At 42.8% G+C, this 24928-nt stretch carries 30 protein-coding genes; 2 read left to right on the forward strand and 28 right to left on the reverse strand.

Annotated features, from left to right (window positions below; translation table 11 throughout):
• Positions 1–7: 7 nt before the first annotated feature.
• The 5 genes from C9I43_RS14315 to C9I43_RS14335 all read right to left on the reverse strand — a co-directional run bounded on the left by C9I43_RS14315 (position 8) and on the right by C9I43_RS14335 (position 3352).
• Positions 8–589: a YagK/YfjJ domain-containing protein gene (locus C9I43_RS14315; RefSeq protein ID WP_107883909.1), complete on the reverse strand. Its 582-nt coding sequence runs from the start codon at positions 587–589 to the stop codon at positions 8–10.
• A gap of 294 nt (positions 590–883) precedes the next feature.
• Positions 884–1156, reverse strand: coding sequence for a hypothetical protein (locus tag C9I43_RS14320; protein WP_107883911.1), 273 nt, complete (start codon positions 1154–1156; stop codon positions 884–886).
• Positions 1149–1343 (reverse strand): helix-turn-helix transcriptional regulator, encoded by a 195-nt coding sequence (locus tag C9I43_RS14325; RefSeq protein WP_181317897.1) that lies wholly within the window; start codon positions 1341–1343, stop codon positions 1149–1151. The genes C9I43_RS14320 and C9I43_RS14325 overlap by 8 nt, the downstream gene beginning before the upstream one ends.
• A 70-nt stretch (positions 1344–1413) precedes the next feature.
• Positions 1414–2097, reverse strand: coding sequence for a PqqD family protein (locus C9I43_RS14330; RefSeq protein WP_107883913.1), 684 nt, complete (start codon positions 2095–2097; stop codon positions 1414–1416).
• Complete coding sequence (locus C9I43_RS14335; protein ID WP_181317898.1) at positions 2087–3352, reverse strand: tyrosine-type recombinase/integrase; 1266 nt, start codon at positions 3350–3352, stop codon at positions 2087–2089. The genes C9I43_RS14330 and C9I43_RS14335 overlap by 11 nt, the downstream gene beginning before the upstream one ends.
• A gap of 609 nt (positions 3353–3961) precedes the next feature.
• On the opposite strand from C9I43_RS14335, the gene ric reads away from it, so the two are divergent.
• A complete protein-coding gene (ric, locus tag C9I43_RS14340) occupies positions 3962–4705 on the forward strand; it encodes an iron-sulfur cluster repair di-iron protein (RefSeq protein ID WP_107883917.1) in 744 nt (247 codons plus the stop codon).
• A 488-nt stretch (positions 4706–5193) separates the two neighbouring features.
• Here the strand turns inward: ric and C9I43_RS14350 are convergent, their stop codons facing one another.
• The 23 genes from C9I43_RS14350 to flgB form a co-directional block, all read right to left on the reverse strand.
• Complete coding sequence (locus tag C9I43_RS14350) at positions 5194–5628, reverse strand: pilus assembly protein PilZ (RefSeq protein ID WP_107883919.1); 435 nt, start codon at positions 5626–5628, stop codon at positions 5194–5196.
• 25 nt (positions 5629–5653) lie between these two features.
• Entirely contained in the window at positions 5654–6583 is a 930-nt protein-coding gene (locus C9I43_RS14355) for a flagellar motor protein MotB (protein WP_076498914.1), read from the reverse strand.
• Positions 6583–7440, reverse strand: coding sequence for a flagellar motor stator protein MotA (motA, locus tag C9I43_RS14360; RefSeq protein ID WP_076498917.1), 858 nt, complete (start codon positions 7438–7440; stop codon positions 6583–6585). The genes C9I43_RS14355 and motA overlap by 1 nt, the downstream gene beginning before the upstream one ends.
• A 23-nt stretch (positions 7441–7463) precedes the next feature.
• A complete protein-coding gene (locus C9I43_RS14365) occupies positions 7464–8180 on the reverse strand; it encodes an RNA polymerase sigma factor FliA (protein ID WP_076498919.1) in 717 nt (238 codons plus the stop codon).
• Between the two features lie 5 nt (positions 8181–8185).
• Positions 8186–8653 carry a flagellar basal body-associated FliL family protein gene (locus tag C9I43_RS14370; protein ID WP_107883921.1) on the reverse strand — a complete coding sequence of 156 codons (468 nt, stop codon included), beginning with the start codon at positions 8651–8653 and terminating at the stop codon, positions 8186–8188.
• Positions 8654–8668: 15 nt separating this feature from the next.
• On the reverse strand, positions 8669–9913 hold the full coding sequence (locus C9I43_RS14375) for a flagellar hook-length control protein FliK (RefSeq protein ID WP_107883923.1): 1245 nt from the start codon (positions 9911–9913) through the stop codon (positions 8669–8671).
• Positions 9903–10229 carry a hypothetical protein gene (locus tag C9I43_RS14380; RefSeq protein WP_076498928.1) on the reverse strand — a complete coding sequence of 109 codons (327 nt, stop codon included), beginning with the start codon at positions 10227–10229 and terminating at the stop codon, positions 9903–9905. The genes C9I43_RS14375 and C9I43_RS14380 overlap by 11 nt, the downstream gene beginning before the upstream one ends.
• Positions 10198–10578 carry a flagellar export chaperone FliS gene (gene fliS / locus C9I43_RS14385; RefSeq protein ID WP_076498930.1) on the reverse strand — a complete coding sequence of 127 codons (381 nt, stop codon included), beginning with the start codon at positions 10576–10578 and terminating at the stop codon, positions 10198–10200. Before fliS ends, C9I43_RS14380 begins: the two co-directional genes overlap by 32 nt.
• Positions 10579–10591: 13 nt before the next feature.
• Positions 10592–11938, reverse strand: coding sequence for a flagellar filament capping protein FliD (gene fliD / locus C9I43_RS14390; protein ID WP_107883924.1), 1347 nt, complete (start codon positions 11936–11938; stop codon positions 10592–10594).
• Between the two features lie 314 nt (positions 11939–12252).
• Positions 12253–13065: a flagellin N-terminal helical domain-containing protein gene (locus tag C9I43_RS14395; RefSeq protein ID WP_107883926.1), complete on the reverse strand. Its 813-nt coding sequence runs from the start codon at positions 13063–13065 to the stop codon at positions 12253–12255.
• Positions 13066–13331: 266 nt separating this feature from the next.
• Entirely contained in the window at positions 13332–14135 is an 804-nt protein-coding gene (locus tag C9I43_RS14400) for a flagellin N-terminal helical domain-containing protein (RefSeq protein WP_107883928.1), read from the reverse strand.
• Between the two features lie 121 nt (positions 14136–14256).
• Positions 14257–15270 carry a hypothetical protein gene (locus C9I43_RS14405; RefSeq protein ID WP_107883930.1) on the reverse strand — a complete coding sequence of 338 codons (1014 nt, stop codon included), beginning with the start codon at positions 15268–15270 and terminating at the stop codon, positions 14257–14259.
• Between the two features lie 20 nt (positions 15271–15290).
• The gene (gene flgL, locus C9I43_RS14410; protein ID WP_107883932.1) at positions 15291–16208 is read right to left on the reverse strand and encodes a flagellar hook-associated protein FlgL; all 918 of its coding nucleotides are present in this window, start codon (positions 16206–16208) and stop codon (positions 15291–15293) included.
• An 11-nt stretch (positions 16209–16219) separates the two neighbouring features.
• Complete coding sequence (flgK, locus tag C9I43_RS14415) at positions 16220–17593, reverse strand: flagellar hook-associated protein FlgK (protein ID WP_076498942.1); 1374 nt, start codon at positions 17591–17593, stop codon at positions 16220–16222.
• Entirely contained in the window at positions 17590–17997 is a 408-nt protein-coding gene (locus tag C9I43_RS14420) for a rod-binding protein (protein WP_076498945.1), read from the reverse strand. Before C9I43_RS14420 ends, flgK begins: the two co-directional genes overlap by 4 nt.
• The gene (locus C9I43_RS14425; protein ID WP_107883934.1) at positions 17997–19115 is read right to left on the reverse strand and encodes a flagellar basal body P-ring protein FlgI; all 1119 of its coding nucleotides are present in this window, start codon (positions 19113–19115) and stop codon (positions 17997–17999) included. The genes C9I43_RS14420 and C9I43_RS14425 overlap by 1 nt, the downstream gene beginning before the upstream one ends.
• Before the next feature lie 14 nt (positions 19116–19129).
• Complete coding sequence (gene flgH / locus C9I43_RS14430; RefSeq protein ID WP_107884192.1) at positions 19130–19792, reverse strand: flagellar basal body L-ring protein FlgH; 663 nt, start codon at positions 19790–19792, stop codon at positions 19130–19132.
• A gap of 10 nt (positions 19793–19802) precedes the next feature.
• Positions 19803–20588, reverse strand: a complete 786-nt coding sequence (gene flgG / locus C9I43_RS14435) for a flagellar basal-body rod protein FlgG (RefSeq protein WP_076498951.1) — start codon at positions 20586–20588, stop codon at positions 19803–19805.
• An 11-nt stretch (positions 20589–20599) separates the two neighbouring features.
• Complete coding sequence (locus C9I43_RS14440) at positions 20600–21334, reverse strand: flagellar basal body rod protein FlgF (protein WP_107883936.1); 735 nt, start codon at positions 21332–21334, stop codon at positions 20600–20602.
• A 14-nt stretch (positions 21335–21348) separates the two neighbouring features.
• The gene (gene flgE, locus C9I43_RS14445) at positions 21349–22536 is read right to left on the reverse strand and encodes a flagellar hook protein FlgE (protein WP_076498956.1); all 1188 of its coding nucleotides are present in this window, start codon (positions 22534–22536) and stop codon (positions 21349–21351) included.
• Positions 22537–22557: 21 nt separating this feature from the next.
• On the reverse strand, positions 22558–23220 hold the full coding sequence (locus C9I43_RS14450) for a flagellar hook assembly protein FlgD (RefSeq protein ID WP_107883938.1): 663 nt from the start codon (positions 23218–23220) through the stop codon (positions 22558–22560).
• A gap of 1 nt (position 23221) precedes the next feature.
• Positions 23222–23638, reverse strand: a complete 417-nt coding sequence (flgC, locus tag C9I43_RS14455) for a flagellar basal body rod protein FlgC (RefSeq protein ID WP_076498962.1) — start codon at positions 23636–23638, stop codon at positions 23222–23224.
• A gap of 8 nt (positions 23639–23646) precedes the next feature.
• Positions 23647–23997, reverse strand: a complete 351-nt coding sequence (gene flgB / locus C9I43_RS14460) for a flagellar basal body rod protein FlgB (protein ID WP_076498965.1) — start codon at positions 23995–23997, stop codon at positions 23647–23649.
• A 95-nt stretch (positions 23998–24092) separates the two neighbouring features.
• Here flgB and flgA point away from each other — a divergent pair, with 95 nt between their 5' ends.
• Positions 24093–24830: a flagellar basal body P-ring formation chaperone FlgA gene (flgA, locus tag C9I43_RS14465; RefSeq protein ID WP_076498968.1), complete on the forward strand. Its 738-nt coding sequence runs from the start codon at positions 24093–24095 to the stop codon at positions 24828–24830.
• Positions 24831–24928 lie beyond the last annotated feature (98 nt).

Genomic DNA, 24928 nt, shown 5'->3' on the forward strand with positions numbered 1-24928 from the left:
CGAAAACCTATTTAAAATGAGGGTAATTTGTGACGTTTGGCTTTAGCCTGCTAGCGCCATAATCTTTAGATTGAGGTGGCCGATAGCCCTTACCTCGACCTTTGGCTAAGTAACTAACCCGATAAATGGCCTTGCTGAGTTCATTCAGTTCCCCTCTTACTAAATTGTAATGCCGCTTAGGCAGCCAATATGTTCCACCCATTTGTTGCCAAACCTCATTAACCAGCAAACCAATACCCCATGATGCCTGCACCGTCCTTCCGTCTAACATAACAACAAAATGGTAATGCTGCGCCTTTGCTTTCTCTTGCTCTCTGCACCAACAAAAGCCCACTTTATTTACCCCATATCTAGCAATTAATTTCTGCTTGAACCTTCGGTTAAATTGCGTAATCCGCTTGCTGGTGGCCGTATTCGTTGGCTGATGTAAATCAAATCGAATTAGCGTAACCCGCTTGTAATAAGTGAGCATGACCAACACTTGTTCAATCATCGTTTTTAGCATTGGCGTGTAACAACCTGACTTACGGGAATTAATAAGCCAAAGTTGACCGCTGTACTCGAATATCCTTTGGTGAGTTAGATACATAATGAATAGATCGTAATAGATAATATTATTTACCCCTGACTAAGTAAGTGAGCACTCCCGCGGTATGCCATACGCCACAACACTTAATTATTAAGTTCTTCAATTTAATAGGGTAATAAACCCGTAACTGTTGTTTAAGATTGTTCACGCCATTAGTAGCAGGCGATACAGGGTTAGTGACCACTATCACAAAGGAAACATGTGAGATTTAGTCTTATTGGGGTATGCTTGAAAGGCTGCAACGCATGGTCGTCAAACTGATACGCTGCAGCACAATTTTGAAGCCCGATTAGGTTAGCCCTTGTCGGGCTTTTCTATTTGCTCCAGCCGCCAAGCATGCGACTTATGACAGCCATTTACAGGGTATTTTTTAAATTGCCAACCTGCCGCTAATAACTTCGGTTTTAATCTATCCGAAGTAGTGTGAAGGTTGTTAGAGGGTAAAAACGACTCAACAATTTCATGTGTTTTAATGTTTGGGGAGTTCCAAACCACTAATAATAGATTTCGTCCTTTTCCCTTAATAGGGTCTAATTCAGAAGGGAGTGGCAGCTTAAAATTATGCATTAGCTTTTCCCTCCCATTCACCACGAACGAATTGCGCGTGTAAATCGGCTCGAAAGCGGACACAACGGGGAGTCAAGCGAACGCCTTTAGGATAACGGCCTTCTCGCTCAGCTAAATACAGCCAACTGCGTGAAAGTCCAAGTGAAGAGCATACCTGTTTAACGGATAGTAAATTTTCAATATTCATGTAACTGCCTTATTTGTTGTTTCGGTCAGTTGCATTTTGTATTGCTGTGTTTACCTATTCTTGGGCACAACTAAAGATTAGTTTTGCCTTTCTTATTCGAGGCTATCCATTCTTCTGGATCTGTGACGTCATTTTCCCTCATGTATTCGTAAAAACATTCTTTCGCCCACTTATTTTGGCCAGAGTCATTTTCCATTATGTTCAACATTGCTGAGCAGTAATCTCGCTGATCTTCAATCTCGACTATGGTATCCACTTTCGCTGTGGTGTTAAATAGTGGTGGAACAGGAATCTCTACCTTTTTCCACACGTGCTTAATATTCAATGATTTAGCCAAATTAGCCACTGCTCTACTAACAGATTTTGTATCAGTACCAAAACGTGTAGCCGTTGCTGAAAGATTATTTGTGCAAGCCCATGCGTACAAATATGCAAAGGATAGTTTTGTGTTATTAGGGCGACCAGTTTTTGACTGAAATGGCTTTTTCTCATTCAGACAATCTTTTAGAGCCTGAGCCACCGCTACTTCTGTTCGTGTGAACTTAGTAGTTTGTTTAATCTCTGGAATTAGTTCTTCTAAATCACGCTCAAGCTCATAGGATGATAAATCGTATTTTTTTGCCAATTCTGTAGAGACAAGACTAATGATACCTTTCCTGAGGTTGCAGAGATTTAGTTCTACACCCGTTTCATTTAATCGCTGTTCTATCCATTTCATACAGCTTTGTTTTAACATTCTAGTTTTAGTATCCATCTAAAGTCCTTAATACCAATACGTTCCCCTTTTTGCCTAGCATCAATTCATCTAGTTTATTGCACCACATATCCAACGCATGCCGCTTCTCTGGTAAGTAATGACTACGGTTGTAAATGCCTGCCACCCCTTGAATTGAATGACCTAACAACGACTCAACCACGTGCGGGGCTACACCTAAATCATTTAGCCCTGTAGCCACAGTTCTGCGTAAATCATGCAAGCGCCACTTTTGCTCATGCCCCAGCTTTTTCCAGATATTGCCACCCCAAGCTGATACTGCTGTAGGCTCTTTGAGTTCTCCGAGTAAGTAACCGCCTTTATTCGCCTCACTCAAGGCCACCAGCAACGGCTTAATGCTGTCGGGTATCGGCCTCTTTATCTCGCCACTATCGCCCCTAGCTTGGTCTTTAGCTTGGGTTTTGTTGTGCTCTGCAGGTACTGTCCACACGCCCGTTTCAAAATTAAATTCTTTGGTTGTCGCCAATCTTAATTCTTGGGTTCGTGCGCCAAAAGTAATCAATAGTATCAGTAGGTTTTTGTAGTAAGGCAGCATTTTCCCCGCTTCAATCCACTTGAGTAGGTCAATAAGGCGCTGCCAAGAATCATCTTCAACGAGTCGTTGTGAACGCTTGGCTTGGTGTTTTGCACCAATATCATCTAAATCAATATCGAACACTGAACGGTCAAACTCATGCCCAGACTTAGCGCACCACTTTAGCGCCTGCTGTAAGTTTCGGAGAACATAGCCTGCCGCCACAGGGTATTTCTGCGAGCGTTTTTTTAATGCGGCAATCCAATGAGGTTTCTTAATCTCGGCTAAAGGCAAACTGCCAAGGTGGGGAACTATCCAGCGTTCAAACTGCTGTTTGTGCTTACTTGCATTAACTCTTTTGCCATTCGCATACTCACTAATCCAATTGTCCAATACTTCTGCCACCGTTAACGGCTTCACAGCTTTACTCAACTCTAGCTCTAGTTGCGTTTTGGGATCTTTCCCATCGGCAATCCATACCTTGCAGCGTTCGCGTTTTTCTCTAGCACCTGCCAATTTCAAATCAGGATACTTACCAAACACTATCGTTCTTTGTGGCGTCTCTCGCCCACCCATGCGATAACGAAAGATCCACAGCACGTTATTACCCTTACCGTCTTTAGCGGGGGTAGCCCTAGCGGCTAAGCCTCCGCTATCACTTAAGGTCGTTGGTTTGTCCAGCGGCTTATTAGCAAGGCTCACAAGCGCTGTATTGGTCATATTCTTTTTAGTTGCCATAGTCACTAGAGTTACACACCGAGTTACACACAACTAAGAGTCTAACCTAGAACAACCTTAAACAAAACTAAACATTAAATAAACTAAATAATTGAAATAGAAGACATTAGCAAACGTAACCTGAACATTGGAAAACTACGAAAAACATCAAATCACTTTCTACGGCATGAATTAATCCGTAAGGATTAAGCTGTTGTATTGAAAAAGAAAAAGCCTGAAGTTATTCAGGCTTTTTTACGATTGAATACGCGCATAGTTACACAACTATTTACACCGTCATCTACATCAGCAATGCCATACTCAATTACGCCATCAGCTATACCACCAATAACACTCACTAGATTAAGCTGTTATCTACGCCATCAAAATATCGCTGTTAAATACCACTTTACCGTGCCGCTTAAAAGAGGCCCATCAACTCATCTACAAATAGCGATTACCTTACGATTGCTACAACACCTAACTGATGGTGGCTAAATATCAAATTGCGACCTAATTAACACTTTTAGAGATAAAAATACGCTTTGCTTGCTTACTCATTAAGATGCAAATAACATGCATGTAAATAAATTGCCGTATTGGAGCGTTTCCATGTCATCTGCTAATGCATCATCTGAATTGTTCGCCCATGAAGAATCATCTCAATCTTGGTTGGATAGAAAAGTCGGAGAGCTAGTCGTCGAAGATTTCCGTCGTGCCCATGTATTTAGTCAATTTGGTATCGATTTTTGTTGCGGCGGTGGCAAACTATTATCTGTCGCCTGTGAACGCGCTGGCGCTGATACTGGAGCGGTTGTGGCGGCATTAAACTCAGCATCCCTGGCTAACGGCAAAGAGGATGAATCGAATCATTTACCGCTTGCAGAGTTGATTGATTTTATCGAATCTACCCATCATCAATATATACGCGCCAAAGGGCCTTTATTGATTGAATACTCAGAAAAAATGGTAAGAGCTCACGGTAAAGAGCATGACGAAATCATTCCTTTTGCAGGTTTAGTACGTGCGCTAGTTGAAGACTTAATGCCGCATTTAATGAAGGAAGAAAAAATATTATTTCCAGCCATTCGCTCACTCAGTCAAGGTGAGCAAGTGAATGGTTGTTTTGGGCATATCAGCAACCCAATTAATGCTATGCAACATGAGCATGAAGAAGCGGGGGCCATTTTGGAGCAGCTACACCAATTAACCAACGACTTTACGCCACCACCGCATGCTTGCACCACCTGGCGCGTTTGTTATGCGACACTTGCAGAATTTGAGGCTGACTTACACAGACATATCCATTTAGAAAGTAATATTTTATTCCCTAAAGCACTCGTTTTAGCACAATAAGATTGATAACGAAAAAGGGATAAGCACATAGTTGTGCTTATCCCTGTTCTTAACTTTAGATGATCACTAAAAAATAATGCGGATTTAGCCTGTAGATTTAATAACCTCAACAAGACTTATCGACACAACTCCCTCTAATTTATGACTCTAAAACATTAGCTCTAATACATAAATAATGATGTTTGAAGCGCTTAATGTAAAAAGAAAAAATACACTACTAAGAAAAAAGAACTGAGCGCTCCAATAACAACGGGGTAAATAAGATAAGCATCCTGCGACCTTGCTGCACGTATATAGCATAAATGCACAAGAAAATAATTGTAGATAAACATCATTATTAAAACAATAACGCCATGACTAAAACGTAATGTATTTATATTAATAGAAACAACGGTAAGTAACAGCAAATTAAGCAGGATTAAATAAAGAAAGACTTTCTGCAGTTTATCTGAACCGTTACGATTAACAGATGAAGCCATTGCATGCCCCTATGTTTTCGCCCGTAATTTAATCGCATCAACCAGCCGTTGGATGTCAATATTGTTATCTGATATCCAGCGAGCACCTAAAAACTTTAAAAGCCCTTTAACCGGTTGTTCTCGAGTCACTTCACATAACACACGAATATCATCAAGCTCGATATAAAATGTCATTCCAATTGAGAGTGCTTCGTTGCTCAAAATACCTACACCACTAATACTTACATCTTTTATATTAGCCGTACCAAATGAAGTAAAAACGAACCAACGAGTCGTGGATAAATTAACGGTTAAGCCGTCACAAGCTAGCGCTAATGGCGACCTTTTATTATTCCGCAGACTAAATCGCTGGTGAATTCGACGATTATCAAATTCAATATGTTGGTAGTCTGCAGCAAATTCATCCTCACCATTTGAATGCAAAAACTCTTCATGCAGATTCATAGTCATCCCTAACAAATGAGTTTAACTAATTTAACGAGTTAGTTGTGGCTTGCTGCTTAACTTCATTGATTGTAATGCCCTTTGGCACAGCATGCTCTGACGAACCAATCATACCTCTTAATAGCTGCTCAGCGGAAGATGTTAAAATTAATGCTTCTATGCGCCTATTTGCCGCCGCTGCCGTATCATTGGTTATATAAGGTATTTGATCTGCCATTCCCGTTACCTGAATAACTTGGTTACGCTTTACACCGCCGCGTTCAAGCATTCTACGCGCTAATAAAGCCCTTTCACTTGATAACTCCCAATTGGTAAATAAATCTCCCGCATAAGGCGTTGAATCAGTATGCCCAGTAATAACCATACTATTAGTAATACGCTTTAAAATGGGTCCCAAAGATAACAGTAAGTCTTCGAAATAAGGCTGCATTTTTGCACTGCCACGCGTAAACATAAACTGGTTCACATTATCATGAATCAAAATACGGATCCCTTGTGGGACAATCGTTACAGCGATATTATCGGCCATACTTGAGCTCTGCACGACCCTATCTAACTCTCGGGCTAATGCTGTTAATTGAGCTTGAGTATCGAACTGCCCTGGGATTAATGTCCCTTCTTCTTGCCCCTCAGACTCCCCACCTCGAAATGTCGGTTGAGAGGGAATAATGGGAGGAGCAAGAGATGCATTAGTCTCAAAGTCAATCATCGAAGATGATTGACTTAACTCAAATGGATTTATGGGTCCAGAAGGATTCATATCGCCACGCAAATATTGCACTATCATGGTGCGTTCTTTTTGGTCAGCAATCTGCATAATCCACAGCACCATAAACAATGCCATCATCGCGAGGGTAAAGTCAGCAAAAGCAACTTTCCACGCCCCACCATGGCCATGATTACGCTTACCTCGTTTACGCCGCTTAATAATAACTGGCTCATTTTTTTGGAGCATCAGCTTTTTGGTCCTTCCATCCAACGTTCTAATTCGATAAATGAAGGTCTATTTTCACTTTGTATTTGTTTTCGCCCTGCATCAATCGCCATCATTGGGGGCTTTCCTTTTGAAAAGGTCACCAATATTGCTGCGATACAGCGTAGCTGTGCCGACTTACGGTCAACCAGATGCTCTAACGCCTTTGACATTGGGTCAAAAAAACAATAACAGGCAAAAATACCAATAAATGTTCCCACTAATGCTGCGGCAACTTTAACGCCAATCATAGTAATTGGACCGTCTATATTAGACATAGTGATAATAATACCGAGTACTGCAGCTAAAATACCAAAACCTGGCATAGCTTCGCCCACTTTACTGAACGCTTCAGATGGCCGTAATCGGTCTTCTTCAATTCGATGAATTTCTTCTTCTAATATGTGTTCTAAATCATGGGGGGATATTTTACCTATAGATTGCACTCGCAAATTATCAATTAAAAATTGTAAGACATGTGGTTGTTCAAGCATTGCTGGATACATGAGAAAAATAGAGCTCTGTGTCGGATTCTCTAAATGTTCATCAAGTACTTTTAGGCCCTGTGATTGGATCTGCGACATTAACATTCCCATTAAAGGAAATAGTTGGGGATAGAATTCAGGATCTTCCTTGCCTTTCTGAAATAACTCTTTCAGTTGCTCAAACATTTCTTTCAAAACGGATTGTGGGTTAGCAATAATTAATGCTCCAACCCCTGCACCAGAAATAATTAAAATTTCAGCAGGCTGCCATAGTGCCGCTAAAGCACCGCCAGCCCACATATATCCACCAAATACAGATGCTAAAATAATTAACAGCCCAACTAGTTTACTCATTACGATCTTCTCACTTTTAAACTTTAGCGCTGCAATATTGTTTTTAACTGTGAAATAGCTGATTTATGCAATTGGCAAATACGCGTTTCTGTTAATCCCAATGCCATCGCAATCTCTTTTAAATTCAGTTCATGATGATAGTAAAGCGACAGAATTAGCTGTTCTCTTTCATTTAATTTCGAAATAACTTTCATCAGGGTTTTTTTGATGAGTAATTGTTCAACATCATTACTTCTATCTACGGGCTGCTCGCCACCTAACAACAGCTCGTCTAAACTTTTCATCGACTCAGATTGTGTTGAATATAACCGTTCTCGATATTCTTCGGCGCCCAGCCCTAACGCACTAGCAACCTCAGCGTCACTCGGTTCACGGCCCATTTCTCGACTCAAACGTCTAACAACATCATTGAGCTCGTGGGCTTGTTGCCTTACAGGCCTTGGACGCCAATCTTGGCGTCTGAGCTCATCCAATATCGCGCCGCGAATACGCTGCCCTGCAAAAGAAATAAAGCCATTATCCAGCTCACCAGGATAACGGCGAGACGATTCGAGCAAGGCCATCATGCCAATTTGCTCCATATCCTCAAGCGCTAACATAACGCCACAATGACTGCGCATTTGCGATACGACACGTTTAATCAATGGTAAATATTGCCGAATAATCTGTTGCTCAGATTGGCGTTCATCGACTGGATAGTCAGAGGCTTGTTGGTATGCCAGTTGGCCAGCTGTCGTCATGATAGTTACTGAATGACCATACGGGTGAAGAGTACTTCGTCGATATCCGATGGTAACTGATTATCTGATAGCACTTTTATCATTAATATCAATGCCTCAGCTTGCAGACTATCGAGTTGGTCGAGGCTATTTAACTCTATAAATGTTTTACGTGAAAACATTTTCATCATGGTGTTACGCAGCAATGCATCTGATTCAACTAAAACCGTTTGCATATTGGGATTATGGCTTTTTAATGACATTTCGAGCAGCATGTAATGCGGATATTTATCCCCAGGGATCGAGATAACAAACTTTTCCAGTGGATAATATTTGGCCACAGGTACAGGCTCGACTTCCGGCTCAGAAGTGAACATTTCTGTTAACTTCCAATCAGCACTATTATTGCCAACCCAAAAGGCGCCCGCGGTAGAACTAATCAGTACCAGTACAGCAACGATAATTTTTACTAACTGAGATTTTGCAATTGCCATGAAACGACTCCGGCGTTAAGCCAACAAATCTAATTGAGATTTCTCTCTATGTGCTGTATCGACTACTTGTTCAGCTGTAGTTTCTGCTGCAATTGATGAGGGAAATAGCGCAGTTTCCTGCTGCTGTTGTTGTGCATCCCCTTGGCCAACATCAACGTCTATTTGGCCGCCATGATCCATCGCTAAATCAACTCTAAGGCGTTCTAATCCGTTGAGTAAAGCATCACGAATGGCTGGGTTTACCGCATGCATTTGTACCTGTAAACGGTCGCCCTCTAGGCGAATATTAAGCTCTATCTTCCCTAACTCGGGCGGATCTAGTCTTAATTCAGCCCGTTTAATATGCTGATCGACTTGAAAACGAAGGTGTTCTTTTAAGGGCGTTAAAATCTCCTGCGTTTGCTGTGCCAAGGGAGCTGCAGGCGTTAACGATACCGGCCCCCATTGCGTTGCGCTTGCTGCTTGCGGCGCCGCAGTTTGGGATAATCCCATGGCATTAATATCCTTCACTTCATGTCCTCTAAATTCGGAGAAGACACGTTGGAATAACGAGGGATCTGATTTAAGCAGCGGTGCATCGTCATTAAAAGAAGCCAACATAAAGTCGGGTGAAAATGTACTACTGGTTTTTGATGACGCGGTATTAATGCTAGTAGTCTGAGGAATTTCTCCCGCTAGCATTGTCGATGAAGTCATCGCTGATGTTTGCCCTAAAGCAAATCCTACACCCAAGGCTTCTCTTTGGGTCTCAGTGCTTGTAGGCAACATAAAAGACGTAAAATTTTGTGCCGTAGGCACTAAATTAACCGTTTCAGTTGCAGTAATAGCGGCAGCCGTCAAAGGCAACGTTCCTGTGGAGTGACTTGTTGCAGTTAAGCTGCTTGCGGTAGCCAAGCCACTGATCGTAGTTAAGCTATTTTCCACATCAAGGTTCATACTATCAGCACCCATAACGGCGCTATTCAATAACGACAACGGCAGGCTTTGCGATGCTGTGGCAAAAGATATACCACCTAACATATCAGCTGTAACCGATTGGTTTAGAAGGGTGTCGTTGTCGCCAGCACTATCAAAAATACAGTGTTCAGCCGTTGGGCTACACTGTGATTCCTCTAAAGGTTTTTGAGTCGAAGCCGAATCAACGGCGAGTGCGACAGAGGTAAATGACGCAGATTTATCCTGATCAACTGCACTTGTTACTTTAGCTGTCGAGTGGGTATTTGCCCCCACTGGACGAGTTGAAAGAAGATCAGCGATCATCCAAAGCTCCACTCACTTGCGTTAATTGATAGGCTGCTAAGCCTGCTTGTTGTTCCTTAAAACGGCTCATCTCTGTCGCTAATTCATCACGAGCTAATATCAACTCTTGTAGCACTTGAGCATGAATACACTTTAATGCGTCCCGGGCAGATTGCTGCTCAGTATCGTTAGTTTTGCCTGCTTGTTGCAGCGCTTTAACTATCGCGACATTCACTTTTCGGACATTATCCCAATCTTGAGTATCTGCGTATTGGCGCAAAGCAGTACCAAAACGCGCCCACTGTTTAATTGAGATTTGTCCATCCTTCTCTGACATTAGTCATCACCTGAGTTACGGGTACCAAAGCTTCAGCACTATTTTCAACACTGGCGCTCACCAGTTGTCGGCTACAAAAGTCATAAAGGCGATGTAAACTCAGCGCCACTTCACCACCATTTTCAAGGTCGAGCATCGAATCCAAGCCATGCACTATGTTAAGGCACTTATGAATACTCATACCTTTGGCTTCATAGCGTTGATGTTCCATATGGCCAGCGGCGCGTTCTAGCTCTTCCAATAAGCCTTCAAGTAACATGCGCACCATATCGTGCGGCGTTGCCGCTGCAACTTGCGCATCTAACGCCGTTTGTTTATAAGCATTAAATGGATCGTACTCGTTTAACATTGATAATAATTTCCTAGTTAAATAACCCGCTCGCAGCACTAAATTGATTAATCGTCGCTTCCATTGCCGTAAATTGTGTCAAATAAATCTGATATCGCTGAGTCATTTGATAATTGTGACGGTCCATACTGTCATTCACACTTTTAATCTGTTTGTTTATGGTTTCTTGTTTGGTATCAATATAGCCATTGAACTGTGTAAACGGTTTTAAAGTTTTTTCTATGTTACTGATATAACTATCCTTACCGGTAAACATAGCTTGTACTTTTTCGGGATCCGCTTTAAAACTATCAGTCAGTTTCGCATCGTCAATTTTAAGCTTGCCATCACGGCCCATCTCAATACCAATATCAGATAAACGCATGCCGTTTGGTGCACTGGCAAATACTGAATCACGCAACTTAGTCTGTAATAAACGAATCGAGGTATCACCTTTCAACACACCAATCTGCGCTTGACTGACTGCAGGTGTTTTATCGTCTTTATCTTTATCCGCGGTGTCACTGCCGGAGGTGCTCACGCCTACAGAGCGAGTCAATTGATTGATTTGTGTCATTAAAGAGTTAAAAGAATCAACAAAATCTTTAACCGCTTTCTTATTGGCTTCAAAATCTTCAGTCACTTTAATCATACTGCTTTCGCCAGCTGCATGTACTTTGACTAATTCAAGACTCACGCCATCAACTACGTTTTCTAGGTAGTTGCTACTGCTGGTAATACTAATACCGTTTAACGTTAACTCTGCATCTTGCGCAGCGCGGCGTTCTGTCATGCCCCAATCGGCACCATCAAACTGCACTTGCAGCTTATTCGCTACGCCAGATTCCTTTGACGACAGCATAAATTCGATTTGATTACCGGTGCGCACCAATGACGCTTGTACGCCAGTATCACCCGCTTGCTTATTGATAACATCGCGTAGCTGCGACACTGAAATAGCCGCGCCACCATTAATCGTTGCTAAATCAATTTCCAAATGCTTTGCTGGGTCACTGCCCACTTGAATACTAATGACGCCAGTTGCAGGTAGCATTTCGTTTTCAGTGGCGTAGGTTTTAGTCAGCTGATGCGCTTGTGCCAATTTCTGCACACTTAAATCGTAGTTACCTTTAGGTGCATCAGATTTCACTGTGGCAGTGGCATTATCACCCGACACAGTCGCCATTTTACCTTTTGCCGCATCGCCGCCCATTTCACTGAGCTTAGTGGCCATCTTTTTCATGGTGGTTTCAAGCAACGTATAGGCATCTAGCTGTGCTTTGCTGGTCGTTAGTTTGCCTTTATAAAGCGTATCTTTACCCGCACGGTCTGCGCCAACCAATTGCTGAGCAAATTGTGCCGCACTCATACCTGAAATCATAACTACCTCCAATAAATTGAAAAGCAAAACACATGCCAAAATTAGTTGCTTGTTTTTAAACAACATTTAATCTGCGGCATGGTTAGCGTGAGCAATGTGCTTCCGTAGAAAGCTGTTAAACGGAAACCTGCCTTCCACTGTGAAATGCTAAATCACAACGTAGAGCTGCTGAGCTTAAGTGTTTTTAAAGCGATGTAATAAAAATGCCAGTCAGCTTAGCTCACTGGCATTCACACTCATATTGGCTAGCTTAATGAGCGGCATTAATAAAGCGGTATCAGCTTAGTGAAGGCCACTGCTAACATGAGCTTTAATTAACGTAACAGACCCATGACTAAACCAGTATTTTGGTTAGCAGAAGACAGTACTGTCGTACCCGCTTGAACCAGTAATTGGTTACGTGTCATGTTGGCAGACTCAACAGCAAAATCAGCATCCATAATACGGCCAGCTGCGGCTTTAGTGTTTTCGGTCACGCTAGCAAGGTTAGATGCAGTATGGCCAAGACGGTTAATGTTAGCACCCAGAGTTGAACGTTCAGTACCCACAGCAGCTAGGAAAGTATCTACTAGTGCAATGGCAGCATTAGCTGTACCACCAGTTAAAGTTCCAGCAACAGTTTTAGCAATGGCGCCCAATTTAACATCCATTGTTTCTGTTGTTCCCGCGCCAATTTGGAATTTAACACCAGTACCAGTAGTTAGTACGCCTGTGTCAAAAAGTTTATTACCCGCATAAGTTGTATTTTCTACGATACGAGTAATCTCTGCGTTCAACTGAGTAAACTCATCATTAAGCGCTTTCAAATCAGCTGATGAGTTAACACCGTTTGATGCTTGCGTAGCCAATTCTTTTTGACGATTTGCAATAGTAGTTAACTCTTCTAATGCGCCATCTGCCGTTTGTAACATAGAAGTCGCATCAGAAATATTGCGTGATGCCGTTTCCATGCCTTTAACGTTTGCATTCATGCGGTTAGCAATTTGCAAGCCAGCCGCATCATCAGATGCACTGTTAATGCGCAGACCAGTAGACAAGCGCTCCATAGCGTTAGTCAGTAGGTTATTGCTTTTGTTAACGGCACCTTGTGCAACGATTGACGCGTAGTTTGTGTGAACACCTAACATATAACGTTCTCCAAAAAATAAGGGTAAGATTGATAATGCCTGACTACAGGGATAATTAATTAAAGCGACGGTGGATATCAATAACTGAAACGATATTTAAAAAATATATACTTTAATTTGATCAAAACCGGTAATCATAGTCAACAGCATAAACACAAGATTAAAAAACATAAAAAAATGCCAGTAAACTAAGTCCACTGGCATTCATCAAATACTCGTTTTTTATTGAATAAACGGCATAAACTAAACAGTAATATTAAGTTTAATTAACGCAGCAGACCCATTACTAAGCCAGTATTTTGGTTAGCAGAAGACAGCACTGTAGTCCCCGCTTGAACTAATAATTGGTTACGTGTCATATTGGCAGACTCAACGGCAAAGTCAGCATCCATAATACGACCAGCAGCAGCTTTAGTATTTTCAGTCACACTAGCAAGGTTAGATGCGGTATGACCTAGACGGTTAATATTTGCACCTAGAGTTGAACGTTCAGTACCTACTGCAGCCAAGAATGTATCAACAAGTGCAATAGCAGCATTCGCGCCAGTAGTTAAATCACCAGCAGCCAGCGCAGCATCATCGATAGCATTTGTTGTAACGAGTAATTTCTCACCAGAACCAGCACCTATTTGGAAAGTAACACCAGCCTCTAGCTTAGTAAATAAGTTATTACCCGCATAAGTTGTATTGTCGACGATACGGGTAATTTCTGCGTTCAGTTGAACAAACTCATCATTCAGTGCTTTTAAATCATCAGCTGAGTTAACACCGTTTGATGCTTGCGTAGCCAATTCTTTTTGACGATTTGCAATAGTAGTTAACTCTTCTAATGCGCCATCTGCCGTTTGTAACATAGAAGTCGCATCAGAAATATTGCGTGAGGCAGTTTCCATGCCTTTAACGTTTGCATTCATGCGGTTCGCAATTTGCAAGCCTGCAGCATCATCAGATGCACTGTTAATACGTAGACCAGTAGATAAACGCTCCATAGCGTTAGTCAGTAGGTTGTTACTCTTGTTAACGGCACCTTGTGCAACGATTGACGCGTAATTCGTGTGAACACCTAACATATAACGTTCTCCAAAATAATGACTTAGTTTATTAAACCTGAGTTCAGGAATAATTACTTAAGGCGACAAGAATCATCAATTACTGAAATCCTAGTTGTTAGTTTTTGGAATATATTATGGGTTACACCAACAGGGCGCTTACCTGTTCACGGTTTGCATTGCTTTGTGCTAGTAGCGAAATCATTTGGTAAGCAAAAGGCGTGGGTTGCATAAATTTATGCAAATACTGCAAATCTTCTTTTGGCAGACTGACTGTATTTAATTGCTTAGCCTTTGCGAGCAACAATCGATGCGAGGCTTGAATAGCTTCGATTTGCAGTGCAATTTTTTTAGCCACTTTGGCTATTTTAGCCAGCGTCACTTTTAACATATCAATATCAGTAAAGCGCCACTCGCGCGGATCTTGCCAGCTAAAGATTTCTTCTAGATGAATATTTCGCGGCTCACCTGCGGGCAAGCGTTGCCCTTCACCCACCATTAATATGCCTTTATTAAGTGCTAACCAGCGCTCTGCTGTCACACTGAATACCGTTTCTTGGCTAATGGAGTGATCAATACTTATCTCTAACTGCGCTAAAACTGGCTCAATAATCTGCTGTAGGGCTAAGCGGTCATGATTAGCAGGTAAGTATAAATGCAGTGTTTTTCTAGCTCCATAGAGGGTGATATGTTCATCGCGGTTTTTACTGGCAGTTAAATCAACCCGCCTAAATCTGAACTGATGCGTGGTAGCTGGTTGCGACACTGAAACCAAGTTAAAATGATGGTCTAATAATAGTTTACCTTGGTAAGTCGGTTGAATTTGCAGTAGCTGTTGTCGATATTGCTCCGCCTGTTCAATCGCTTCTGTTGGCGTAGCCGTTTTATTAAACAGGCAGCTTTGCAGCTGTCGATGCAACAAACTCAGCAACTCTTTCGCGCTGAGTAAACTCTTTAATACGACTTGTGAGGCACTGATATTGTGCTGTTCTTGCGTCACTTTAGCCCAGCGCCCATAGGTTTCTAATCTATGTTTTGGGATGGGCCGCGCTTTTGCGTCGCCACGGGGTGAAGCAGCAAGTGGCGCCACATAATGTGATGTGACGGTTTGGCTTTGACGTAATTGAGTGAGTGACTCTCCAATCCCTTTAATCATTTTACTGCTACCTAGATGACTTACATATGATTAAAAAGGGACAGCTGGCTAATCTGTACAAATGTTTGCTGGGTGATCTTTAAGGCGGTTAACTTGACATTAAACTCAGCAGTCGCCGCGGCATAATCCAACTCCTGCGTTTCACCAATCACTTGCTTACTAAAAAGTATCATTTCTTCATGGGAGCTTTTTACTAATGACAGGTTATTTTGTTTACCACCAAAATCCGTGATAGCTGCACCGATACTGTCTAAGGTCTCGTTCAAAGTCGCTTGTATTGCCATAGCCGCAGTACTAAAAGCGTCGTCAGTAGGTGATAAACTAGGATCTTTTAATACGGCAATATAATCCATCGCTTGATTTAAAATATCTTGGCTCGCATTGGAAAATAGCACAGCTTCAGCAGTCACATTAGCCGTCGTCCACGAAGAACTAGAGGTTTGTACACTGCGTTGACTGGCGTCACCTTGGTAAATATATTTGCCACTAGCATCTTTAACTACCGGTGCTTTATCAACGGCATTTCCTGAAAATAGATAATTACCCGATTCATCTTGGGCATTAATATTATCGACCAGCCCCTTTAATAGCTCTTCCATTTCAGAGGCATAGGCTTTTCTATCCTCGGCAGAAAGATTTGAGCTATTGGTTGCAATACTGATTTCTCGCATCCGGTGCTGAGTCTCAACCATGCTAGATAAATAAGTTTCAGAGCGCCCCATGCTGGTGCTCAACGCATCAATATTTTTAACATATTGATTAACTAGCGCCAGATCTCGCTGATTATCCATCACCCTAACCACACCAATAGGGTCATCTGATGGGGCTAGGATTGATACTCCTTTTGACATCATTTGATTCAAACGTGCCACATCATAGGTAGTATTTTGTAAGCTGTTTAAATTATTGGTATATAAATTTTGCATGGTAACGCGCATAAATAAAATCCTTAAAAGCTACTTAGCATAACTTGAAACAGCTGATCCGCAGTAGAAATCACTTTGGCATTTGCCATATATGACTGCTGATAAATAATCAGGTTAATCCCCTCTTCATCGGGGCTAACGCCACTGGTACTGGCCCATTGGGATTGCGCATCATTTTGTAAATCAATACTGGTTTTAGCAAAAGAAATAGCTTGGCGTGATGCTGAACCTAATTGACCTACCTTGCTCGAAAACGATTCAGAAAAGCTAGTGTTGCTACCTAAGCTGGTAAAATTAAGTTCTTTACTCGCCAGTTGGACTAAATCTTTAAGATTCGTGTTATCCCCTTGGCTACCATCTTTACCAAAGGCCAATTTGTCAGGCGTAAACCCAGCCGTTATAGATAAACTTCCGCCAGGATTATTTGCATCAAAAGTAAATAAATCTTGCGTAGGTGCAGCCCCATTTAAATCCGTACCGGCAGCCAGAATAGTATTAAACTCAGTCGCAAGCATAACGGCTAGCTCATCAATATAGGCTTGAGAGCCTTCCAGTTGAGTATCACGATAGTTAAGCAGTGCACCCAAACTTCCACCCGCTGCCATATCAACATTAAATTGACTCTGACCAAAGGTAATCGATACCAGATTATTTTTAGGATTGGTAGGATCGGGAGCGCTGGTAAGCTTAGCCGCTGTATTGCCGGTTAATAATGGTTCGCCCCTAGCCAAGGAGATATTCACCATACCCTGACTATCTTCAACCACGCGAATATCGACAATGGCAGCTAAGGCATCAATCGCCGCATCTCGGCCATCTTGTAGCGCTGGCGGGATAGTCCCTGTGACACTTGCCGCTTGAATATCGCGGTTAAAGTTGGCGATAATCGCCAGCTGCGAGGTCACTTCTTTTGCAGACGCGCCTAATTGGCCATTAATTTGGCTACGTTGTGAGTCGATGTTGTCGTTAATGGCATTCACTCTTTGCGTGAGCGCTTTAGCCTCATTAAGCACACCTTGTCGATAGGCAATAAGGTTTGGTTGCTCCATGGAGGAGTTTAATGCCGCAAATAATTGATCTAACCCTTGTGAGACATTATTACCTTCGGCGCCAAATACCTGCTCAGCTTGACGTAAATAACTGCTCTGCACTTTAGAAAAACCAACCGCACTCGTGGTTTGCCATAATTGAGCGACTTCATACTGATCAGAAATTCGGCGTACGCCATCAACAAAAACGCCTGCGCCACCACCGTAAGCCCCGCCACCGACCGAACTTAACATCACTTGTTGGCGTGAATAGCCATCAACCATAGCATTAGCAACATTATTTGAAGTCGCATTCAATGCGGCCATACTTGCCAGCAGGCCAGACTTACCAATGTTCAACATGCTCATTTAAAATCCTTGCCGATGGGCCGCAAAATAAGTGCTGGCTGCATCGCTGTAGTTGTCATCTGTTGAGGATCAAAGGCGACCGGATCTTTAGCTGACTGAAATGAGCGTGATAATTGCTTAGTCATTACCTCAGCTAAACCCATGCCGTTAACTTTACTCAATCGACTCGCGAGCTCTGCATCGTGAAGGTCTTGGTATATGCCGTCATTACTTTTAGAGGTTAAAGGGCTATCTTCATCGGACATAGCGTCGGTGGCCGAGCGCATTTGTTTCAGTACCGTCTGTAGGAATTGTGCCTCAAACTGTTGGCTCACTAATTTAAGTGCGCCCTGCTCGCCGTTGGCTTTAATCAGATCTTCGGCGTTAAGTTTATTTAAATAGCCGCCAGTATTTTCAACTTTCATTAGATCACCACCAAGTCAGCTTCTAAGGAACCCGCTTCTGCTAACGCTTCTAGAATCGCCATCAAATCCATTGGGGTTGCGCCTAAACTATTTACCGCCCTCACAATGGCTTCTATTGAGGTCCCTTCAGGCCAAACAAACATACGTTTATTACCTTGTTCAACCATGACTTGACTGTCATTTGTCACTACGGTTTGACCTGCGGCATTGCCTAAATAAGCCCCATTTGGTTGGCTTACATTTTGCTGTTCTACGATTGTGACCGTCAAATTGCCGTGGCTCACAGCAGCTTTACGTACAACCACATCGCCACCCAGTACAACGGTTCCAGTACGGCTATTAAACACAATCCGAGGTGAGCGGCGGCCTTGATCGATTTTAAGCTCTTCAAGCATCGACATAAACGTCACACGTTCACGATTTGATTTTGGTGCATGGACCAATACCTTGGCATGGTCTTGCGCACGGGCAATATCTGGCCCAAATAACTCATTTACGGCTCGTTCTATGTTGCGGGCGGTTTTAAAGTTAGGATCTTTGAGGTTTAAAATAATGTCTTCGTTGTCACTAAAGTTACTTTTGATGTGGGCTTCGAGTAGAGCTCCATTAGGAATAGTGCCTACCGTGGGGACATTGACTGTGACTGACGAGCCATTACGCCCCGCCGCTGAAATACCGCCCACAACTAGGTTTCCCTGTGCAACGGCGTAAACTTCACCATCAACTGCACGTAAAGGGGTCATCAATAAAGTACCGCCCTGCAAGCTTTTAGCATCACCCAGTGACGACACTGTCACATCTAAAGACTGCCCAGGACTTGCCAGTGAGGTAATAGTGGCATGCACAGCAACGGCTGCAACGTTCTTTAGCTTAGGGTCGGTTTTATCATCAATTTGCACGCCAAATTGCTTAAGCATGTTAACCACTGACTGGCTGGTAAATTTAACTTGAGAGCGATCCCCTGTACCATTTAAGCCCACAACTAAGCCATAACCCACGAGCTGGTTATCTCGTAGACCTTGCACATCAACAATATCCATTAAATAACGGCTTTGATTTTGCTCTTGGGCTTGTAGGGAACCGCTAGCCAAAAGTAACAATAATAAACAACGTAGCATCAAAAAATCCTTGGCTAAAGCGGGAACCATGGGCTGTTAAAATAACGAGAAGCCCACCCCATAGCGTTACTGTCGGCAATAGCGCCTTGACCACCATAAATAATTCTAGCATCGGCAATACGTTGTGATGAGATAGTGTTGTCGTTACCAATATCATCGGTACGTATTATCCCAAGCAGACGTAAATACTCATCACCTTGATTTAAGCGCAACCACTTTTCACCACGGATCAAAACCGTACCATTAGGTAGTACCTTAGAAACCGTGACCGTAATTGAGCCTGATAACTGGTTTTGCTGAGTACTTGAGCCAGCACCGTTAAACCCACGTGAAAAAGAGGTTTTACCATCAGCTTTAGTACTATTGTCACCAAAGTTGCCCGCAAGACCCAAACCCATATCACTCTCTTTATTGGTTTTGGTGTCAGCTTTTTTGCTCGAGTAGGTTTTTTCATCTAATGCGACAGTTAAAATATCGCCTTCACGGTAAGCACGTTTATCCTTAAATAACGTCAGCATAAAACCCGGACGATACACGCTGCCGTCTTTCGCATCTGGCAAACTGTAGTCAATCTCAGGTGGTGCCCATTCTTTAGTTCCAGGCCTAGTCTCTGCAGGTGGAATATGAGACATACAACCGGATAAAAATGCAAAACATAAAAGCCATAACCAACGCATCATTGCCTCTCTATAACGATTGATTAAGGAATTTGAGCATGTCATCGGAGGCTGAAACGACTTTTGCATTCATCTCGTACGCTCTTTGCGTAGAAATCATTTCAACCATTTCTTCAACCACGTTCACGTTTGCGCCTTCAAGCGCGCCTTGGCGTAAAGCGCCTAAGGCTTGATCGCCTGCCACACCTTCAACCGCCACGCCTGAAGCTGCTGTTTCACGATAAAGGTTATCACCGCGCGCTTCCAATCCGGCTGGGTTGGTAAAGTTAATCAGTGTAATTTGACCTAGATCTTGAGGTTCTGCCTCACCTGCCATTTGTGCAGTTACCACACCGTCATTCGCAATCGTCACGGTTAATGCATCTTCAGGGATGACAATATTAGGTACTAAAGGCAGGCCCTGAGACGTCACCATCATACCTTCACTGCTGCGATAGAACTGGCCATCACGGGTATAAGCTAGATCGCCATTTGGCTCTTCTACTTGAAAGAAACCCTGTCCTTCAATCGCTAAATCCAATTGCTGACTGGTATTTTGCATATCGCCAGTGGTGAATATTTTCTGCGTGCCAACAACACGAGTACCGGCACCTAGCTGTAATCCAGATGGCAGATTATTTAAGGCGTCAACCTGACCACCTGGCTGGCGTTGGACCTGATAAAACAGATCGTTAAACGCAACGCGGTCACGCTTAAAACCAGTGGTATTAACGTTTGCCAAGTTGTTGGCAATGGTCGTCATTTTCGTATCTTGTGCTGTGAGACCTGTTTTACTCACCCATAAAGCTGATTGCATACCAATAATCCTTAAACGTTACTCAGCAGACGATTACCAGACTCAGCTAATTTTTCTGCACTTTTCATTAATTTAACTTGAATTTCAAATTGACGACTTAAATCCATAGATGCAATAAGCTCAGATACCGCTTGCACGTTACTCGACTCAAGGAAACCACTATCAACTAAAACATCTTCATTCTGCGCCATGACTTGACCATCACGGCTATAGAGCAAGCCGTCGGGGCCTTTTTGCATTAATGCTAAATCTGGATTGACCAGTTTTAATCGACCCACTTCCTCAATAATTCCACCTTCTGAAGGTAAAATACTGACGGTACCGTCCTCACCAATAAAGAGATCTTTATGCTCAGGTAACTGCATAGGTCCATCGATACCTAATACCTGCCGACCATCAACCGTTAACATCCCTTCGGCATTGGCGACCATAGCACCTGAACGGGTATACGCCTCACCGCCATCGACTGTGACGCTAAATAACCCCCGATCTCGAATCGCTAAATCTAAGGTGCGGCCAGTAGGGTTAAGCACCCCACTTTGATGACTGAAGCCACTGTTTTCTGTCTGCGCCATGATCCGTGTATTCAAGCTATTACCCTGAGCGGCTAAAGGCACCGCATTCACGCGCTCAAGATCGGCTTTAAAGCCGGCTGTATCAGCATTGGCTAAGTTGTTAGCACGAATACTTTGCGCTTCAAGAATACGAACAGCTCCGCTAGCGGCGGTATAAAGCATCTTATCCATATTAATGCCCCTGCTTAAATCGCATTCAGTAGTGCTTGCTGCATGGTAGAGTTAACATCAAGCACTTTGGCGTTAGATTGATAATTACGCTGTGCTGTCATGAGGTTAACCATTTCGGCCGTTGTATCCACGTTCGAGCCTTCTAAATATCCGCCCGTAACTGTGCCCATAGTGCCGGTTGCTGGTGCGCCCGTAATTGCTTGACCAGCGGTATTAGTGGCAACCCACGCATTATTACTCACCGCTGATAAACCGTTTGGATTACTGAAGTTTGCAAGTACTACCTGACCTTGTAATTGGTCTTGGCCGTTAGTATATGTGCCATAAAGCATGCCGTTATCATCTAAACGCACACCTTTTAACTCACCAGAGGTGTAACCATCTTGAGATAAACTAGAGTTGTTATATTTAGCCGCATACTGGGTGCTTTTATCAAAATCGATATCAAATTTCAGATTGGTGGCACCATTTGACAACGTGAGGTCGAGTGATTGCTTAGTGGTAGCTGGATTTAACACACCATTGGTATCGAATGTCAGTTGAGTGGTATCTGGCAGGACAGCACCATCAAGGGTGTAATTTACCGTCCATTCATTAGCCGCTGTTTTGACATAATATTGAGTCACAACGTGTTCTGCACCCAATGAGTCATACACGCTACTGGTTCCAATAGAATGGTAAGTATTAATATCTTTAGGATCAAAAGCGACGGCGATAGGTTCAACTCTCGCATCTAAGTTTGAAACCAAGCCGACTTTAGTGGTTGATTTAGCAGGTAATGAACCCGTCTGCACCTGTAAATCACCCACATTACCTGCTTGTAATTGTCCCGTTGCATTAACAGAATAACCCTGTAGACGACTACCGACTGGATCAGTAATAAAGCCTTCGCTGTCTTTGTGGAACATCCCTGCTCTGGCGTACATAGCACCGCCATCCGATCCTTTTAGCACAAAAAAGCCTTCGCCTTGAATACCCATATCCAGCTGACGGCCGGTATAAGTTAAGCTGCCACCTTGCGAGAAGTTCTGTGTTGTTGACATCACGCCAACACCACCGGCCTGACCACCGTTGTAGATAGAAGCGAACTCACTGCGGCCACCACGAAAACCATTGGTTGATGCGTTGGCAATGTTGTTACTAATGGTATTGAGGTCTTGGGTTGTCGCCTGCAATCCACTTAAAGCTATGTTAAATGACATGTTAATATCCTATAAAATAAGTTACGAAACTTCAGAAATATTCAGTACCGAGATAACGCCAACGCCATGACCCATTTCGGCCATCATCATGCCTGATGCGCTCGAAAAGTGGATTTTCTCTATGGGGGCCTTGATATATGTAGGCGCAACGAGTGTATTCTCACCCACTGTTGCTTTGGCTTTTAGCTCATATTTCCCAGCCGTTAAGCCAAATGCTTGCGGGTCAACGGTAAAGCGAATATCGCCCACACCTTGAGTGCCCAGTTGTATTGTGTGAACCACTTGACCTTGTGCATCCACAATGTCCAAATCTAATGCTTCTACGGCGTTTTCTAGATAAATCTTTCCGTCGACGGCTTCATTATCGAGCTGAAGTTCAGACACGGGCACCATAGCGTTCTTACCGATTAACGATGCCGATTGCACGATCCCCAAATTCTCCATCATGATCATTTGGTTCGATTGGTTTTTACGCATCCCTTCTAAGCTTTCGACCTGTGAGAATTGCGCTAACTGTGAAATATACTCGGCACTATTAAGCGGTTTAGTAGGATCTTGATTCTTAATTTGCGCAATCATTAACGTCATAAATTCGTTCTTTAATGATGCGGCATCATTCGCTGGGGCATTTAATGCACCCGCTGGATTTTGAACGGTATTAGTACCAGTGCGAGGCAATTCCATGCTATTTATTTCCTAGTTGCAATAAACCTTGCTGCATAGAACGCGCACGATTCATAATTTCTACACTGGTGTCAAATGAACGACTGGCGGCCATCATGTCAGCCATTTCTTCAATCGTATTGACGTTAGAATAAGCAACATAACCTTGCTCATTAGCGAAGGGATGATTCGGCTCATAACGCATATCTAATGGGGCATCGGCCTGCACTATGTCGCTCACTTCAACAGAAGCGCCAATCGCGCCTTCTTGTGTTGAATCATAAATCGTTGCAAATACAGGCTTTAGTGCTCGGTATGCATCTTCTGGAGTGGCTGCGGCTGTGCCTGCGTTTGCGAGATTACTGGCAACAGTATTCAAACGAATGGTTTGGGCGTTCATACCTGCGCCCGCGATTTGATAGATATCACCAAATGACATATAAGCTCCTAACGTCCTTCAATAGCAGACTTTAAACCTGCTATTTTCATATTTAAAAATGTCAAACTCGTTTGATAATCCATCGCATTTTGTGAATATCTCGCCTGCTCTTTACCAAGCTCTACGGTATTATCATCCGCAGAATTTTGATAAGGCATACGATAGGCAAGGTTGTACTGTTGATCCATCGGCATGCCAGCTTCGACGTGCTGCATCGCAGCTTTAAAATCTAGGTCTCTGGCTTTATATCCAGGAGTTTCAGCGTTAACTAGATTGCTCGCTAATACCTTGCTTCTCTCCACTCTAAAATCGAGCGCTTGAGGATGTATTCCTAATGCTTTATCAAGGTTGATAGCCATCTCAACTCCTAGTAATGTATATCCAATAAAATCGATGGCTTACACGCTTACAATTAGCATGCCAATATATTTATCAATATAAAACAGTTGGTTAAATGAAAACGCTATTTATGAACGGAAAGGCATTTTCCCTCACCCTCTTTTTGAGCATAGGGTTACTTCCGCTCAATGTGCAGGCAAAAGGGCAGATCGCGGCCACCGATCAAATATCTCAACAAATGACCAGCGCGCTTACCGCTGAAATCAGTCAGTGGCAACAGTCGCAACAAATTAAAAAAATCAGTAAAAAAATCTCATTACAAGTCCCTTCAAATGCTGGTAAATTCAAGGCCTGCAGTACAAAACTAGCCATTGATTCGGCGAAAGGACTCCCCTTTGGCAGAGTTCAACGTAAGGTTAGTTGCACGTCAGAAGGTTGGTCGCTCTATGTCCGCGCAAAAGTTGCCTTGAGTGCCTATATACCAGTAGCCAATAAAACGCTCGATCGAGATGACATTGTTACAGCAGAAAATCTGCAGTGGAAAATGCTACCATTGACCGCTTCCGACCAAGATATCATTACCGATGATAAGCATATTTTAGGGCAGGCTGTTGCTCGAAAAATCAGAAAAAACAAACCAATAAGAACACAAAACTTAAGCATTCCTTTGTTAGTTAACATAGGAGATCAGGTGATTATTGAGGCGGTAAGCAATACTTTTTATGCCAATATGATCGGTATTGCGATGGATGCGGGTAAAAAAGGCGAGGCAATAAGGGTAAAAAATAGCAGTTCAGGCAAAATTATTACGGCTTATCCTATTGCTAAAGGTCGAGTTGAAACGCGTTTTTAAATGAAAACAGATGTTTCTGAAATAAATGAAAAATTTATTTCAGAAACATCTCATTTGAGTCGCTTTTATCTAGTATCAAACCATTTATGGCTTATGGC

The sequence above is a fragment of the Shewanella morhuae genome, assembly GCF_003028295.1.
Taxonomy (GTDB): Bacteria; Pseudomonadota; Gammaproteobacteria; order Enterobacterales; family Shewanellaceae; genus Shewanella; species Shewanella morhuae.